Here is a 16293-nt window from a genome sequence, read left to right on the forward strand (position 1 = left end):
CGCGGGGCGGGCGCGGTCGGGAGTCAGGCAGGTGGTGGCGGCCGACACGGGACCCGAGAACTGTGCGCGAATCTCGTTTTGTTTTATGAATATTGCGGCGACGACCAAGGTCTCCGCCTAGGCCTTCGTCGGCGGCGTCAGATGTGTATAAGAGCCGGTCCCGCCAGCGGACCCGCAGCGTGCGGGCGGCGCCGGGCAGCAGCGGGCGCGGGTCGCCGTCGAGCACCGCCCAGCCCGGGGCGCCCGCCGGGCGCGCGTCCCGCAGCTCCAGTCCGACGACCGCCGGGCCGCCCCGGTGCGCCACCGTCACGGCCGCGGCGTCCGGCCCGTCCGGCCGCACGGTGACGTCGACCGCGGCCGGCGGGAGGTCGAGCAGCGGCGCGAGGTCGGCGGCGGTGGTGGCGGTGACGACCTCGTGGTCCAGCAGCGCGCCGTCGGGCCCGGTCCAGCGCACCTCCCAGAGCAGCACGGCGCCCGGGGGAAGCGCGGCCGCCGGCACCCGCAGCTCGCCGGCGGGGCGCGGGTGCCGGACGCGACCCTCGACGTCCCAGCTCTGCTCCACGAGCACCGCGCCGTCCGCCGTCCGCAGGCGCGCCACCACCCGGGACCCGGGCCCCACGCCGCCGTCGGACCACAACCAGACCTCGGCGGCGGCGTGCGCGCGGCCGCCCCACGCGGTGGTGGCGGTCCGGAGGGTCGCGCGGTCCGGCGCGAAGGCCAGGGTCACCGCGTGGAACGCCGGCTTCACGTCACCGAGGTGGTCGACCACGGCGGTGCACCAGGTGGTGGGGTACGACTCGGCGAGCTGCCACGGCAGCACGAGGGAGCAGCGGGGCCAGCGCCGCCGGTCCGCCTCCACCGCGTACGCGAGGCCGGTGGCCTGCAGGTGCTGGCTGGCCCGCCGGTAGCCCTCGACGTCGGTCAGCCGCCCGCCGAAGCAGTCCTGGACCAGGGGGGCGTTGTCCCACCACTCGCCGAGGTGCCGGTGCACCGGGTTGGACCGGTCCAGCGGCCACACCTCGCCGGCCGGCACCACGTGGTCGAGCAGCCGGCGGTTCGCCATGCCCTCGACGCCGAACTCGCTGTGCGCCAGGCACGTCCCGGCGTCCGCGAGCGCGTGCTGACCGGTCAGGCCCTGGTGCTCCCACGGGCCGTGCACGTCGTGCTGGTCGTCGGGGGCCGCGGCGATGACGTCCGCGCGGTGGTGGAACGCCGGCCCGGTCGGGGAGGTCGGCAGCCACGCGCGGCCCGGGTCGAGGCGGGCGATCTCGTCCCGCAGCGCCGCGAGCGCCGGGGACCGGTCCTCGTCCAGGGGCACGCCGTCCAGGTCCAGCTCGTTGCCCCCGCCCCACAGCAGCAGGCTCGGGTGGTGGGTGCGCGCCGGGACGACCACGGCGGCCTCCGCGCGCAGCATCGCGACGAACGCGTCGTCGGTCGCCGGGGCGCTCTGCATGCCGGACGACGACTGCGAGAGCTCCTGCCAGACCAGCAGCCCGGCGCGGTCGCACGCGTCGTAGAAGTCCTCGGTCTCGACCAGCCCGCCGCCCCACACGCGCAGCAGCACGGCGCCGGAGTCCGCGGCCAGCCCCACGAGGTGCCGCAGTCGCTCGGGCCGCACCGCGCCGTGCTGGGCGTCGGCGGGCGCCCAGTTCCAGCCGAGCAGCGGCACCCGCGCCCCGTTGACCTCCGCCGTGTACGGGAGCGCCCCCGCCGGTGCTCCCTCGTTCGGGACCAGACGCGCCGTGCGGAACCCGGCGGTCCCCCGCCACGCCTCCCGGCCGGCCGGCGTCCGGACGTGCACCGTGTAGGTGGTGGGCACCCCGAGGCGCCGCGGCCACCAGAGCGCCGGCCGCGGCACCCGGACCTCCCCCGCGACCGCCCGCCGGTCGCCGCCGCCGGGCAGGGCCACCCGGCCGGTCGCCACCACGGCGCCGGCGGCGTCCCGGACCTCGACGTCCAGCACTGCCGGGCCGTCGCCCGCCACCTCCGCCGTGCCCGTCAGCCGGACGACGCCGTCCTCCCCGTCGAGGTCCGCGCGGACGGCCAGCTCCGCCAGGTGCACCCGGTCGACCACCACGCGCGCCGACCGCCACAGCCCCTGGTGCGGGAACCGCGGGCAGAAGTCCCAGCCCTCGTTCATGCGCGGCCGGTGCACCCGGACCCGCTCCGTCCGGCCGACCTGCGGCTCGTTCGGCGGGACCGGGTCGACCACGACGGCCAGCCGGTGCGGACCGGGCGACGCCGCCGCGGCGGGCACCTCGGCCCGCAGCCGGTGGTAGAGGCCGTCGACCCGCCCGATCGGCGCACCGTCCCAGAACAGCGTCCCGGACGGGTCCACGCCGTCCAGCTCGACGACCACCCGCTGCCCCGGGCCGCGCTCCGGGAGGTGCACGGTGCGGCGGAGCACCCAGGACCGCGCGCCGGTCCACTCGGCGGCGCGGCTGCTACGGCCCCGGTACGGGTCGGGCAGCTCCCCCGCGCGCGCCAGGTCCGTCACCACGGACCCCGGGACGGTCGCGCGCCACCAGCCCGGCGTCGCGGCGGCCGCTCGGGCGGCGTCCGCGGCGTTGTTCAGCGCCCGGACCCCGCTGTCGACGTGCCACTGCCACGTGTCGCCCAGTGCCTCCCGCAGCAGCCACCCGGCACCGTCGAGGTCCACGACCCGCGCGGGCGCGTCGTCCGAGGTCAGGGGATCTGGCATCGATGCCATATGAGAACGAAACCACATCGTCCGGGTGCGCGGCAACGCCGCTGGCCCGTCCAACCCCCGAGCCCCAGCCCCCAGAGTGGAGCGTTTCGCCGGACACGCCGACGGCGTGTCCGGCCGAACGCTCCACTCGACAGCCGGGGGCCCACCCGGGGGGCTGGGCGGGTCAGGCGCGCGAGGGGTGCGCGTGCTGGTCCGCGAGCGCCGCCAGGTCCGCGACCGACGCGTACCGCTGGTCGCCCTCGACGCCGCCCGTCACCTCGATCGCGAACCCCTGCGCACCGGGCGTGAGGTCCACGGTCAGCACCGCCGCCGCACCGGCCGCGTCGTGCCACGCGAGCTGGAGCCGTCCCGCGGCGGGCTCGGTCGCGGTGAACTCGCCGCGGAAGGCCGGGTGGTCGGTGCGCAGCCCCACGAGCCCCAGCTGCGCCCGCGTCACCTCCCCGGTCAGCGCGGGCGCGAGCTCCTCGGGCGTGTAGTGGTGCCGGTTGACGTCCCGGCCCTGCCCGGAGCGGGCGAACCGGGCCATGTCGTTCGTCCCGGCGAGCAGGCCGACGTAGTAGATCTGCGGCCGGCCGGGCACGAAGAGCTGCACGCACCGGGCGAGCAGGTACGCCGTCGGGTCCTCGCCGAGCACGGAGTAGAACGTCGAGCCGATCTGGTGCGGGAGCGCGGCCCAGGCGACCTTCGCCGACGCCAGCGCCGACTCCCCGCCGGTGCGGCGCTCCGCCTCGGCGAACACGGCGGCCATGTCCTCCGAGGTCAGCAGGCCGGGCCGGTCGCCGGACGGTCCCGCGTCGATCACCCCGATGCCGTCGTGGGTGTCCAGGACCGTGATCGCGTTCGTCGGCCGGATGCCGAGCCAGTTCCGCAGCCGCGCCGACTCGCCCGTCGCCAGCCCGTGCAGCAGCAGGGGCGGCAGGGCGAAGTCGTAGACCAGGTCGACCAGCGGGGCGATCGCGGCCTGCTGCGTGTGGTGCGCGTGCACCTCGACCAGCACCTGCAGGCCCTCCTCGTGGGCGAGCGCCGTGATCCGCTCGACGAACTCCAGGGTGTGGGGGGTCATGAACGAGTCGGTGCCGGGCGTCTTGACGGCGTAGCCCACCGCGTCGAGCCGGACCGTCGACACCCCGCCCTCCCGGAGCGTGCGCAGGGTCCGGCGCAGGTACGCGACGGCGGCGGGGTGGTGCACGTCGAGGTCGACCTGCGTCGGCATGAACGTGGTCCACACCAGCCGCCGCGTGCCGTCGGCCTGCTGGTACGGCGTGAACGGCAGGCCGGTGCGCGGCCGGTAGAACGCGGTGATGTCCGACTCGCGCCCGCCGTCCGGGAACACCGTGTCGAACGTGAGGAACATGCCGTCGGACGGGGACGCGGCGCCCCGGGCCAGCCAGTCCGCGAACTCCGCCGACGACGCCGAGACGTGGTTGACGATGAGGTCCGCGGTGACGTGCACGCCGTCGGCGGCGAGCGCCCGGACGTCGTCCCAGGTCCCCAGCCGCGGGTCGACGGTGCCGTGGTCCACCGGGTCGAAGCCGGCGTCGTCGCCGTCGAAGGGCACGAAGAACGGCAGCAGGTGCACGCCGCTGAACACCGAGAGCGGGCCGTCCCGGAGCAGCGCCCGCACACCGGCGAGGTCGCCGCCGAGCCGCTCGGTGTAGGCGAGCAGGTGCACCCCGTGGTCGTCGTGGTCGGTCACGCTCGTCCTCTCATCGCGCACCGGCGGCACCGCCGGCGGTCGTCCCCAGGGCCTGCACCAGCGCCGCGACCCCGCCCGCAGGCGACGTGAGCACCGGCACGTCCACCTCGGCCAGGGCGGCTGCCCCGGCCATCGACGCCTGCGCCAGCACCACGACGTCCGCGTCCGCGGCGGCCTCCGCGACCGCCGCCGCCACCAGCCGGTCCGCGCGCTCCCCGTCGCCGGCGTCCCGCGCCGCCGCCGCACCCTCGACCACGCGGGCGACGACCTCGACGGCCTCCGCGGCGTCCGCGTCCGCGGCGGCCCGCTCGACGAGCCGCCCGGTCGGCCCGAGCGTCGACCCGAGCGTGGCGAGCACCGCGACCCGCCCGTGCGCGCCGGGCAGCGCCGCCCGGGTCACCGCCTCGCGGGCCATCGCCGCGTCGACGCGCAGCACCGGCACGTCGACCGCGGCGGCGGCGCGGTCGGCCGCCTCGCCGATCGAGGAGCACGTCACCAGCACGGCGGAGGCGCCCGCGTCCGCGAGGTGCCGCACGTGCGCGAGCACGGCCGCCTCGACCTCCGCGGTGACGCCCGAGGCGATCGCCGTGGCCAGCAGCCAGCCGTCCACGACGTGCAGGCGCCGGAGCCCGGGGGCGGCCGCGTCGACGTCGGCGTCGAACCGCGCCGCGAGGGCGGGGACGGTGTGCAGCAGCCCGACGGTCCCGGCTGCGCCAGGGGCGGCACCCGGAGCGGCAGCGGCACCCGGCGCCGCAGCGGGGCCGGTCACGCCGCGGTCCACGGCCGGGCCTCGGCGTCCACCAGGTCCACGAGCCGCTGCAGCCGCGGCACGGACACCTCCGCGAGCGCGGCCGGCACGTCCGGGCGGCCGACCACGTCGCTCCACAGCGCCCGCCCGGCCAGGAACCCGCTGGCCCCGCCGCGGCAGGCGGCCCGCACCGCGCCGGCGAAGTCGTTCCGGTCGACGCCCTGGGAGAGCACGACCCACGGCCCGGTGATCGACTCGCCGAGCGTCGCGCACGCCCGCTCGAGGTCGGCGGCGGCGGCCCGCCCGCCCAGGGGCACCTGCACCTTGTAGAGGCTGGGCCCGAGGGGCGACAGCTCGCGCGCCGCCTCGGCGATCGCGGCCTCGTCGTCCCAGGTGCCCGCGGCGACCTCCTCGGGCGTCGCCCGGACGACCGGCTCCAGCACGGACAGCACCCCGCGCTGCGCGGCGACCTCGATGAACCGCCGCGCGAGCTCGACCCGCTGCTCGCGGCGGGCGTCACGTCGCCAGATGACCAGGAGCTTGATCGCGACGGCCCCGTGCAGGTCGGCGTCGGGGGCGACGACGACCTGGTCGAGCCCCGTCTCCTCGACCGGCCCGCCCGCCTCCTGCTCCAGGGCGTCCGCGGCGAGGATCAGCCCGCACGAGGGGGGCAGCAGCGGGGCCGCCTGCTCGACGCCGTACTCGCGGTCGATGAGGAACCCGGACGCCAGCGGGCCGAGCGCGCGGGCGACGTCGAGCTTGAACGCGACCATCGTGGCGTCGTCCACCCGGCCGGCGCCGGCCTGGTCGAACATGGTCCGCAGGCTCTCGCGCTGGTCCATCGCCACCATCGCGAGGGTGCCGGACGGTCGGGCGATCGCGTCGAGCGTCGGTGTGCTGGTCTGCTGGGTCACGGCTGGGCCTCCTGGCGGTCGGGGTCGGGGGTGGCACCGGCGGCACCGGCGAGCGCGGCGCGCACGAACCGGTCGAGCGCCGCGTCGGCGTCGGGTCGGGTGCGCGGGAACGGGCTGCCGTCGGGCAGGCCGGGCAGCGCGGGGAGCACGGGCGGCTCGCCGGCGCCGAGCCGTCCGGCGTCGAGGCCCGCCCCGAGCAGCCCCGCGCGGTGCAGGCCCAGCAGCGCGGCGCCCGCGGCCACCGGCTCGGCGCAGTCGACGAGCCGCAGCGGCACGGGGCTGACGGCGGCCTTGGCCCGCATCCACGGGGTGTTGCGGGAGGCGGGTCCGCCGAGCACGACGAGGTGCCGGGGCCGCAGGTGGCCGCCGGCGAGGCGGAGCTGGGCGTCGAGCATCCAGCGGGCGTGCAGCGCGAGGCCGTCGACCATGGCGGCGGCGAGCTCGGCCGGGCCGTGCCCGTCGCGGTGCAGCACGGCGACGCGGGCGGCCGGGTCGGGGTCCGGGGTCTGCCGCCCGGAGACGTACGGCAGCACCACCACGTCCCGCGGGTGCGTGTCCGGCGGCAGGGCGGCGACCGCGGCGAACAGGTCGTCAGCCGTGCGGCCCGGGGCCTCGTGCTCCAGCCACCACCGGACCATCGCGCCTGCGCTGGAGGATCCGGCGAGCAGGGCCGGCCGGCCGGTGACGGTGCGGACCAGGCTCATCCCGGCGGCCGCGACGTCCACGCGGACCGGGTCGCCGGCGAGCACCGTGTACAGCGCCTCGGCCGTGCCGATCGAGTCGGCCACGTCACCGGGTGCCCGGACCCCGGCGGCCCAGGCGCCGACGGCGTGGTCGTGCCCGGCGACCGTGACGGGCGTGCCGAGCCGGACGCCGGCGGCGGCCCACGCGGCGTGCCGCACCGCGCCCGCCGGGGCGTCGGGCGCCGCCACGCGGGGCAGGTGCTCGGGGGTCAGGCCGACCTCGGCCAGGAGGCGCGCGTCGAAGGACCCGGGCAGGGGCTCGCCCGCGGCGGGCAGGGCGTACGCCATCGTCCGGCCGGCGAGCGTGTGGTCGGTGACCAGGGCCCCGGTCATCCCGAGGCACACCAGGTCGGCGACGCCCGACCAGCGGGTCATCGCGGCGCGGACGCCGGGCTCGTGCGCGGCGAGCCACGCGAGGGTCGCGAGCGGGACCTTGGCGCTCGGCCGCACGCCGGTCGCCTCGAACAGGGCGCGGGCACCCAGCCGGTCCGCGAGCGCCGCCGCCTCGGACGCCGCCCGGTGCCCGTCCCAGCGGAGCCACGGGCCCAGCGCGCGGCCGTCGCGGTCGAGCGGCACGCCGGTCTCGGCCATCGACGCGATGCCCACCGCGTCGGGGGCGCGCCGGGGGCGGCCGCGGGTGGGGCCGAGGCGCCGGGTCCCCTGCGCGAGCGCCCGGACGGTGAGCTCCCGGAGGGTGCGGTCGAGCGCCGCGGGCTCCGGCGTCGGGGCGGCGGCCACGGCGAGGAGGTCGACGGCCGGTCCGTCGCCGGGGTCCGCGGGCACCGCGACGAGCGCGACCTTGGTGTTGGTGGTCCCGACGTCGATGCCGAGTCCCAGCCGTGGGGCACTCACGGCGCCAGTGTGTGCGAGATCGAACAGATCGGTCAACCGTGTCCGTCGATTGACAACCCCGGTGCGCCGCCGTTGGATGACCTCCGTGCGCTACTCCGCCGCTCCCCGCCGACGCGACGAGCTCCTGCGCCGCCTGGAGGAGTCCGGCTACGTCTCCTCCAGCACCGCGGCAGCCGAGCTCGGCGTGTCCGAGATGACGATCCGGCGGGACCTCGGGCAGCTCGCCGCCGAGGGGCGGGTCCGCCGCGTGGTCGGCGGCGCGAGCCTGCTGGACGGCAGCGCGGCACCGCCGTTCGAGCTCCGGCGCACCGAGGCCACCCGGGAGAAGGACGCCATCGCGCGCGCCGCCCTCCCGCTGCTCGCCGACGCCGGCGTGGTCGCGCTCGACGCCGGCACGACGGTCGCCGCGCTCGCCCGCCGGCTGCCCGAGGGGCTGACCGTCGTCACCCACTCCGTGCCCGTCATCACCACGTGCACCGGCCGCGACGACCTGGAGGTGGTCGCGCTCGGCGGCACCTACCACCGCGCCACCCGCTCGTTCGCGGGGCCGAGCACCCGGGCGGGCCTCGCGGACCTGGCCGTCGACGTCGCCGTGCTGTCCGCCACCGCCGCCGGGGCCGCCGGGGTGTTCTCCGCCGACCAGTGGGACGCCGACACCAAGCGCGCGATGGCGGCCATCGCCGACCGCGTGGTCCTGCTGCTCGACCACCGCAAGCTCGACGCCCGCGCCCCGATGCGGGTGCTCGGGCTGGAGCAGGCGCACGCCGTCGTCGTCGACGACCAGGTCACCGACGCGCAGCTCGCCGTGCTGCGCGAGCGGTGCGAGCGGGTGGTGGTCGCCGACACCGGCGCCGCGCCCGCGCAGGTCCGGCCGGCCGAGGCCCTGGCGGGCCGGGCCACGTGACCGGGCCGCGGCTGGGGGTCGTCGCCGACGACGTGACCGGCGCGTGCGACCTCGCCGACGCGGTCCGGGACGCGGGCGGCTCCGCCGTGGTGGTCCTCGGCGTGCCCGGCCCGGACCTGGACCTGCCGCCGTGCGACAGCGCGGTGGTCGCCCTGCGCACCCGCACCGCGCCGCCCGCCCGGGCCGTCGAGGAGTCGGTCGCCGCGGCCCGCTGGCTGCTCGACCACGGCGCGCAGTCGATCTACCAGAAGTACTGCTCGACCTTCGACTCCACCGACCAGGACACCATCGGCCCGGTCGCGGACGCCCTGCGCGGGTTGCTCGGGCCGGGCACGGTGTCCGTCGGCACCCCCGCCACGCCGCGGGCCGGGCGGACGCAGTACCAGGGCCACCTGTTCGTCGGGGACCGCCTGCTGTCCGAGTCGCCGCTGCGGGACCACCCGCTGACCCCGATGCACGACCCCGACCTCGTGCGGGTCCTCGGCCGCCAGACCCCCGGCCGCGTCGGCCTGCTGCCGTGGGCCGCGCTGCGGTCCGGCGACCCCGCGGAGGCGCTGGCGCGGCTCGTGGCGGACGGGACGGAGCACGTCCTGGTGGACGCCCTGACCGACGATGACCTGGACGTGCTGGCCGGGGCCGCCCTGGCGCTCGGGCCGGGTGCCCGGGGCGCGCGGGTGCTGCTGGGCGGCGCGGCCGGGCTGGCGGCGGCCGTGGCCCGCACGTGGGGGCGCACGGGCGGGGCACCGGACCCCGTGCCGGGCCCGGGCGCCGGGCGCGCGCTGATCGTCTCCGGGAGCTGCTCCGCGCGGACGCTGGAGCAGGTGGCGGCCTTCGACGGCCCCCGGGTCGTGCTCGACGCCGTCGCCCTCGACGCCGACCCCGCCGCGACCCTGGAGGCCGTGCTCCGCGAGGTCGCCGCGGCGTACGGCGCCGGCGACGGACCCGTCCTCGTCTCCTCCACGGCCGACCCCGCCGCGGTGCGCGCCACGCAGGACCGGCTGGGGGTCCGGCACGCCGCCGCCCTCCTGGAGCAGGCCGCCGGCGAGGTCGCCGCCCGCGCGGTGCGCGACCTGGGCGTGCGCCGGCTGCTGGTCGCGGGCGGCGAGACGTCCGGAGCGGTCGCCGGGGCGCTGGGCCTGCGGGTGCTGCACGTCGGCCCCGCCGCCGCCCCCGGGGTGCCGTGGATGGTGCCCGCCACGGGGCCGCGCGTCGCCGTGCTGCTCAAGTCCGGGAACTTCGGGGCGCCCGACCTGTTCCGCACCGCCTGGGAGGTCTGCCCGTGACCACGCACCCGCCGGACGGCGACGACCGGTCGGTGGACCGGCAGGTGGTGGACGCGGCGCGCGACGCCGTCGTGGCGGCGTGCCGGCACCTGGCGTCCCGCGGCCTGTCGCCGGGCGGCTCGGGCAACGTCAGCGTCCGGTACGGCGGCTGGCTGCTCATCACCCCCACGGGGTCGAGCCTGAGCCGGGTCTCCGCCGGGGAGCTCGCGGCCGTGCCGGTCGACCCCGGGGCACCGCTGCGGGACGACCCCTCGGACCCGCGGCCGTCGAAGGAGCTCCCCCTGCACCGTGCCGTCTACGCGGCGCGGCCCGACGCCGTCGCCGTGGTGCACCTGCACTCGCCCGCCGCCGTCGCCGCGTCCTGCCTGGAGCCCGCAGCGCTCCCGCGGGAGACGGCCACCGGGCCGCTGCCGGCGACCACCCCCTACCAGGTGATGCGCCTCGGGGACCTGCCGGTGGCGCCGTTCGCACTGCCGGGGACGGCCGAGCTCGCCGACGGCGTGGCGGCGCTGGCCGGCTCCGCGCCCGCGATGCTCCTGGCCAACCACGGGTCGGTCGTCGCCGGGGCGAACCTCGACGCCGCCGTGGACCTCGCGGAGGAGCTGGAGGCCGCCGCGCAGGTCGTGCTGCTGCTGCAGGGCGTGCCGCACCGGCGGCTCACGGCCGCCGAGGTCGCGGCGCTCCGGGCGCGCTGACCCGACCGGACCGCCGGCCCGGCTGGACCGCTGGGGCTCAGGACGCGGACGTGTCCGCGGGGAGCCGCAGCTGACCGCCGTACTCCCGGCAGTGCCGGGCCACGCCCTCGAGGGTCGCGCGGCCGGCGTCGTCGAGCACCTGCACGTCGCTCGCGTCGACGAGCAGCTCGTCGCCGGTGGCCTGCAGCAGGCAGTGCAGCGCCTCGCGCAGCGCCGACGCGCTGTGCACGTCGAGGTCGCCCCGCACCGCGATCACCGAGGGCGCCGCCGGCCGTCCCAGATCGATGGTCACGTCCACGACGCACCTCCCTGACGTCGGTCGCGCGCCGCACTGCCGCAGCCCGCCGCCCCGAGCGTAGAAGCGGTTCTCGCGGACCGCGCGTCGAAGTGGTTCTCCCCGCCCGTGTCCCAGATTTCCGACCCCCTGGTGTGCGAAGTCGCACATCCCGTAGTGTGGCAACGTTCCTACATCCGTCCGGCGTCGTACGGGGACCGTGCGCGCGCCCGACCGAGGAGAGCCGTGCACCGCAGCCTCGCCGACCTGACCGCCCGCATCGACCGCACGCTGAAGGAGCGCGTCCTGCCGTGGGTCCACACCCAGCGGACGCCCCTGGAGGTGACCGTCGCCCACCTGCCGGGCGAGCCGCTCCCGTTCGCCGAGGCGGTGCGGCTGCCGTTCGAGCCGACGGCCGTCGGCGAGCCGTGGGGCCGCGCCTGGTCCACCAGCTGGTTCCGGCTGCGCGGCGTCGTCCCGCCCGGCATGGCGGGGCGGCGCGTCGAGGTGCTCGTCGACCTCGGGTTCCGCACCGGCGGGCCCGGCTTCGAGGCCGAGGGCCTCGTGTACACGCCGGACGGGGTGCCGGTGAAGGGCATCGAGCCGCGCAACCTCTACGTCCCCGTCAGCCCGTCTGCGCAGGGCGGGGAGGTCGTGGACCTCTACGTCGAGGCCGCCGCGAACCCGTCGATCGGCGGGCAGCCCACGACCGACCTGGGCGACCTCGCGACCGTGCCGGACACGCTGCTGTACCGGCTCGCCCGCGCGGAGGTGGCCGTCCTGGAGGAGGAGGTCCAGGCCCTCGCCCTCGACGTGCAGGTGCTGCACGAGCTGGCGCTCCAGCTGCCCGAGAACGACCCGCGCCGCGAGCAGGTCCGCGCCGGGCTGGAGCGCCTGGTCGACGAGCTCGACGTCCGCGACGTCCCGGGCAGCGCCGCGCGCGCCCGCGCCCAGGTCGCGGACCTCCTCGCGCGGCCCGCCGCCCCGAGCGCGCACCGGGTGTCCGCGGTCGGGCACGCCCACATCGACTCGGCGTGGATGTGGCCGGTCCGCGAGACCATCCGCAAGTGCGCCCGCACGTTCTCCAACGTCGTCGCGCTGGCCGACGCGTACCCGGACCTCCGGTTCGCCTGCTCCTCCGCGCAGCAGTACGCGTGGACGAAGGAGCACCACCCGCACGTCTTCGACCGGATCCGGGAGAAGGTCGCGTCCGGGCAGTTCGTCCCCGTCGGCGGCATGTGGGTCGAGTCCGACACCAACATGCCCGGCGGCGAGGCCCTGGTCCGGCAGTTCGTGCAGGGCAAGCGGTTCTTCGACCGCGAGCTCGGCGTCGAGCCGCGTGAGGTCTGGCTCCCCGACTCCTTCGGCTACACCGGCGCGCTCCCCCAGCTCGCGCGGCTGGCCGGGTTCCGGTGGTTCCTCTCGCAGAAGATGTCGTGGAACACCACCAACCGGTTCCCGCACCACACGTTCTGGTGGGAGGGCATCGACGGCAGCCGCGTCTTCACGCACTTCCCGCCCGCCGACACCTACGGCGCGAAGCTCTCCGGGGAGCAGCTGGCCTACGGGGTCGCGAACTTCGCCGACGCGGGGCCGGCGAACCGGAGCCTGCTGCCGTTCGGCTACGGCGACGGCGGCGGCGGCCCGACCCGCGAGATGATGGAGACCGCGCACCGCGTCGCGGACCTCGAGGGCTCGCCGCGCGTGGTCGTCGAGACGCCGGCGGAGTTCTTCGCCGGGGCGGAGGCCGAGTACCCGCAGGCGCCCGTGTGGGCCGGCGAGATGTACCTGGAGTTCCACCGCGGCACCTACACCAGCCAGCTGAAGATGAAGCAGGGCAACCGCCGCACCGAGCACCTGCTGCGGGAGGCCGAGCTGTGGGCGGCGACCGCCGCGGTGCGCGCCGGCGCGGACTACCCGCACGAGCACCTGGACCGGCTCTGGCAGGACATGCTGCTGCTGCAGTTCCACGACATCCTGCCCGGCAGCAGCATCGCCTGGGTGCACCGGGAGGCGCGCGAGACCTACGAGCGGCTGGCCCGGGAGCTCGAGGCCCTGGTCGCAGACGCGCTCGCCGCGGCGGCCGGCCACGGGGACGTCGAGGTGGTCGCGAACGCCGCACCGCACGCCCGCGACGGCGTGCCCGCGCTCGGCGCCGGGCCCGCTGCCGGCACGACCGGCGGCGCCGGCACCGTCGAGGTCCGGTCGCAGGACGGCGCCACGGTGCTCGACAACGGCCTGGTGCGGGTGCGGGTCGACGCCGACGGCACGATCGGCTCCGTCCGGGACCTGGTCGCGGGCCGGGAGGTCCTCGCGCCCGGGGCGGCCGCCAACGTGCTGCAGCTGCACCCGGACCAGCCCGTGCGGTTCGACGCCTGGGACGTCGACGAGTTCTACCGGCACCGCGTCCGGGAGCTCCGCGAGGTCACCAACCTGGCCGTCGACACCACGGACCCGGCGTGCCCGGTCGTCCGGGTCACGCGGCAGGACGGCGCGTCCACCTACGTGCAGACCATCGCGCTGGCGGCCGGCGAGCGCCGCGTCGACCTCGCGCTCGACGTCGACTGGCACGAGCGCGAGACGCTCTGCAAGGCGGCGTTCCCGCTGGCCGTGCACGCCGACCGGTCCGCGAGCGAGATCCAGTTCGGCCACGTGCAGCGCGCCACCCACACCAACACGTCGTGGGACGCCGCCCGGTTCGAGATCTGCGCCCACCGCTGGGTGCACGTCGCGGAGCCCGGCTACGGCGTCGCGCTGGTCAACGACTCCACGTACGGGCACGACGTCACCCGGCCGGGCCCCGGCGACGCGCGGGGTGCCGGCGCCACGACGGTCCGGCTCTCGCTGGTCCGGGCGCCGCTCTACCCGGACCCGGAGACCGACCAGGGCCGGCACACGATGCGGTACGCCCTGGTGGTCGGGGCCCGTGTCGACGACGCCGTCCGAGAGGGCTACCGGATCAACCTGCCCGCCCGCCGGGTGCGCGGCGCCGGCGAGGTCCGGCCGCTGGTCACCGTCGAGGGCGGCGGCGCGGTCGTCGAGGCCGTGAAGCTCGCCGACGACCGGTCCGGCGACGTCGTGGTGCGGCTGTACGAGTCCCGCGGCGGGCACGGGCGCGCGACGGTCCGGCCGGGGTTCGAGGCCGCGGGGGTGGACGTGCGGGACCTGCTGGAGCGAGAGGACCCGGAGGTCGCCGCGCTGGCGCCGCTCGAGCCGCTGCCCGGCGGCGGCGTCGCCCTGGACCTGAACCCGTTCCAGGTGGTGACGCTGCGCTTCCGCCGCGCGTGACGCCGGCCCGGGTCCCCGTCAGAGGGCGGGGACCCGGGAGGCGGCAGCGACCCGCGAGGCGGCGAGGAGGCGGTCGAGCGCGGCGTCGAGGACCGCCCAGCCCGCGTCGGTGAGCAGCCAGCGCACGGCCCCGTCGCCGGTCAGGAACACGACCGTGCGGGGCGCGGGCGCGGGCCGGCCGGTGGTCAGGGGCGTCCCGGCGGCGACCTCGACCACCACCGGCCGGTCCTCGGGCTCCGGCGCCCGGGCGAGCACGCGCGCGCCGGCGACGGGCTCGCACCAGGTCAGCCGGCCCGCCCCGCGGTGCACCCGCACGGGGGCGGCGCCGTCCGGCACCAGCCGGTCCCGGTCGAGCAGCACGCCGGACTCCCGCGCGATCCCGAGCGTGACCAGCCGGCCCCACGCGAGGACCGGCACGGCGGCGTCGGCCAGGGAGCCCGCGGCGGCCGCGGGGGCGTCGGGGGTCAGCACCGCCAGGTCGACCTCGGCGTGGTCGGCGGGCGGCCAGGTCGAGGCCACGCGGACGTCGAGCCCGCGCAGCCGCAGCCAGCCGGCGGTCGCGCGGTCCCCCGGCGTCGGCTCGGGCCCGGTGACCAGCACGGCCCGGTGCGCCTCACCCCGGACGCCCGCGACCCCGTCGACGGCGGCACCGACCGCCGCGAGGGCCGCGCGGACGAACCGGGCGACGTCGGACCGCAGCACGTCGGGGAACTTCGTCTCGACCAGGTCGAGCGCCGCCCGCGCCGTCGCGGCGTCGCCGTCGCCCCGCAGCAGCGCGCACGCCGCGAGCCCGGCGGCCCCGGTGCGTGCCGCGGCCGTCAGCCACGGGCGCAGGCCCTCGACCAGGGGGTCCCCGTCGTCCGCCGCCGAGGGCACCGCCTCCGCGAGCTCCCGCATCCGGCCGGCGACGACGTCGAGGGCGCCGGCGTCGCCCCGGACGGCCGCGTCCATCGCGGCCGCCAGCCCGGCGTCCCGCGGGGCGTCGGGCGGCCAGGTGCCGCACGCGCGGACGAGCGGACCGACGAGCGGCGCGCGGTCACCCGCGACGGCCGCGAGCGCCGCCGCACCGGCCGCCTCCGGGTCGTACACCGCGGGGTCGCGGGCCCAGGCCCCGACCGTGGCGAGCGGCAGCCGGGACGGCACCGCCTCGATCATGGCGTTGGCGACGATGCCGTCGAGCGGCAGGTCCTCGACGTCCTCGGGCCGCCCGGTGAGCGGCCCCAGGAACAGCCGGGTGCGGTCGAAGTCGTTGACCGGGAAGTTGTCCCACAGCACGAGCCGGCGCCGGAACGCCGCGGCCGCATCCGCCACATCCTGCCGGGTGACCGTCCCGACCACGATGTCCGCGCCGGTCCACAGCACGCGGGCGTCGTCGGGCAGCGTCTCGGCGAGCCCGTCGCGGTAGTCCGAGGGGCCGCAGCCGGCGTAGTCGGTGGGGCAGACCGTCATCGGGTGGGTGAGGCCCGCCGGCTCGAGGAACGCGTCCCGGAACCGCCGCGCCGCCTCGCCGTGCGCCCGGCCGCTGCCGCCCCGGCCGGGCCCGTAGGCGGCCTCGTCGGCGGGGTGCGGCAGCCCGTAGGGCACGTCGTCGAACAGCAGCCACACGTCGTGCACGCCCGCCGTCCGGACCTGCTCCGCCTTCGCCACCAGGGCGTCGTGGTCGGCGTCGTCGGTGTACCGCATCGACAGGCCCGGGGCGACGGACCACACGAACGTCACGCCGGCGTGCGCGGCGCGCTGGGCCAGCTCACCGAGCCGGGCGAGCTCCGCGGCGGGGTACGGCTCGCGCCACCGCTCCCGGTGCCAGGGGTCGTCCTTCGGCGCGTACAGGTAGGTGTCGAGCCCGAGCGCCGGTGCCGCGGAGAGCAGGGCCAGCCGCTCGTCGTGCCGCCAGGGCGGGCCGTAGAACCCCTCGACCACCCCCGCGGACAGGCGGACGGGCAGGGACGGTCCTCCGCGACGCGACATGCCGACCATGCAAGCGGGCGCGCGCCCGGGATGTCAATCGCCGCACAGATGTGCTCCCCCGAACACGAGAACCCGTCGGAGGGCCCTTCTTGACAGCGGGGGGCCGCGCGGTATGGGATCGATTGCAGGATACGATCGACCCGCCGGAGCGGCCCCGAGGGGGCGGACCGCCCTGCCATCGCACGACCGATCACCGGATCACCACGACGAACCCGCGC

At 77.7% G+C, this 16293-nt stretch carries 11 protein-coding genes; 4 read left to right on the forward strand and 7 right to left on the reverse strand.

What is annotated here, in order from left to right:
• The 5 genes from KJP73_RS09530 to KJP73_RS09550 form a co-directional block, all read right to left on the reverse strand.
• The coding region (locus tag KJP73_RS09530) for a glycosyl hydrolase 2 galactose-binding domain-containing protein (protein WP_213282614.1) at positions 1 to 2701 on the reverse strand (2701 nt) is incomplete at its 3' end.
• A gap of 172 nt (positions 2702 to 2873) precedes the next feature.
• Entirely contained in the window at positions 2874 to 4406 is a 1533-nt protein-coding gene (locus KJP73_RS09535; protein ID WP_213282616.1) for an alpha-amylase family glycosyl hydrolase, read from the reverse strand.
• A gap of 10 nt (positions 4407 to 4416) precedes the next feature.
• Positions 4417 to 5175 carry an aspartate/glutamate racemase family protein gene (locus tag KJP73_RS09540; protein WP_213282618.1) on the reverse strand — a complete coding sequence of 253 codons (759 nt, stop codon included), beginning with the start codon at positions 5173 to 5175 and terminating at the stop codon, positions 4417 to 4419.
• Positions 5172 to 6068 (reverse strand): hypothetical protein, encoded by an 897-nt coding sequence (locus tag KJP73_RS09545; protein WP_249669270.1) that lies wholly within the window; start codon positions 6066 to 6068, stop codon positions 5172 to 5174. The genes KJP73_RS09540 and KJP73_RS09545 overlap by 4 nt, the downstream gene beginning before the upstream one ends.
• Complete coding sequence (locus KJP73_RS09550; RefSeq protein ID WP_249669271.1) at positions 6065 to 7663, reverse strand: FGGY-family carbohydrate kinase; 1599 nt, start codon at positions 7661 to 7663, stop codon at positions 6065 to 6067. Before KJP73_RS09550 ends, KJP73_RS09545 begins: the two co-directional genes overlap by 4 nt.
• Positions 7664 to 7739: 76 nt before the next feature.
• Here KJP73_RS09550 and KJP73_RS09555 point away from each other — a divergent pair, with 76 nt between their 5' ends.
• The 3 genes from KJP73_RS09555 to KJP73_RS09565 are packed head-to-tail and all read left to right on the forward strand — an operon-like array spanning position 7740 to position 10545.
• Complete coding sequence (locus tag KJP73_RS09555) at positions 7740 to 8567, forward strand: DeoR/GlpR family DNA-binding transcription regulator (protein WP_213282620.1); 828 nt, start codon at positions 7740 to 7742, stop codon at positions 8565 to 8567.
• Positions 8564 to 9850 carry a 3-oxo-tetronate kinase gene (gene otnK, locus KJP73_RS09560; protein WP_213282622.1) on the forward strand — a complete coding sequence of 429 codons (1287 nt, stop codon included), beginning with the start codon at positions 8564 to 8566 and terminating at the stop codon, positions 9848 to 9850. The genes KJP73_RS09555 and otnK overlap by 4 nt, the downstream gene beginning before the upstream one ends.
• A complete protein-coding gene (locus KJP73_RS09565) occupies positions 9847 to 10545 on the forward strand; it encodes a class II aldolase/adducin family protein (RefSeq protein WP_213282624.1) in 699 nt (232 codons plus the stop codon). The genes otnK and KJP73_RS09565 overlap by 4 nt, the downstream gene beginning before the upstream one ends.
• A gap of 37 nt (positions 10546 to 10582) precedes the next feature.
• Here the strand turns inward: KJP73_RS09565 and KJP73_RS09570 are convergent, their stop codons facing one another.
• Positions 10583 to 10843 carry an STAS domain-containing protein gene (locus KJP73_RS09570; protein WP_213282626.1) on the reverse strand — a complete coding sequence of 87 codons (261 nt, stop codon included), beginning with the start codon at positions 10841 to 10843 and terminating at the stop codon, positions 10583 to 10585.
• 222 nt (positions 10844 to 11065) lie between these two features.
• Between KJP73_RS09570 and KJP73_RS09575 the strand changes: the two genes are divergently transcribed.
• The gene (locus KJP73_RS09575) at positions 11066 to 14107 is read left to right on the forward strand and encodes an alpha-mannosidase (RefSeq protein WP_213282628.1); all 3042 of its coding nucleotides are present in this window, start codon (positions 11066 to 11068) and stop codon (positions 14105 to 14107) included.
• A gap of 18 nt (positions 14108 to 14125) precedes the next feature.
• Here the strand turns inward: KJP73_RS09575 and KJP73_RS09580 are convergent, their stop codons facing one another.
• Positions 14126 to 16075 carry a beta-N-acetylglucosaminidase domain-containing protein gene (locus KJP73_RS09580; protein WP_213282629.1) on the reverse strand — a complete coding sequence of 650 codons (1950 nt, stop codon included), beginning with the start codon at positions 16073 to 16075 and terminating at the stop codon, positions 14126 to 14128.
• Positions 16076 to 16293 lie beyond the last annotated feature (218 nt).

Origin of the sequence: Cellulomonas hominis (assembly GCF_901521055.1) — a bacterium.
Classification (GTDB): Bacteria; Actinomycetota; Actinomycetes; order Actinomycetales; family Cellulomonadaceae; genus Cellulomonas; species Cellulomonas endometrii.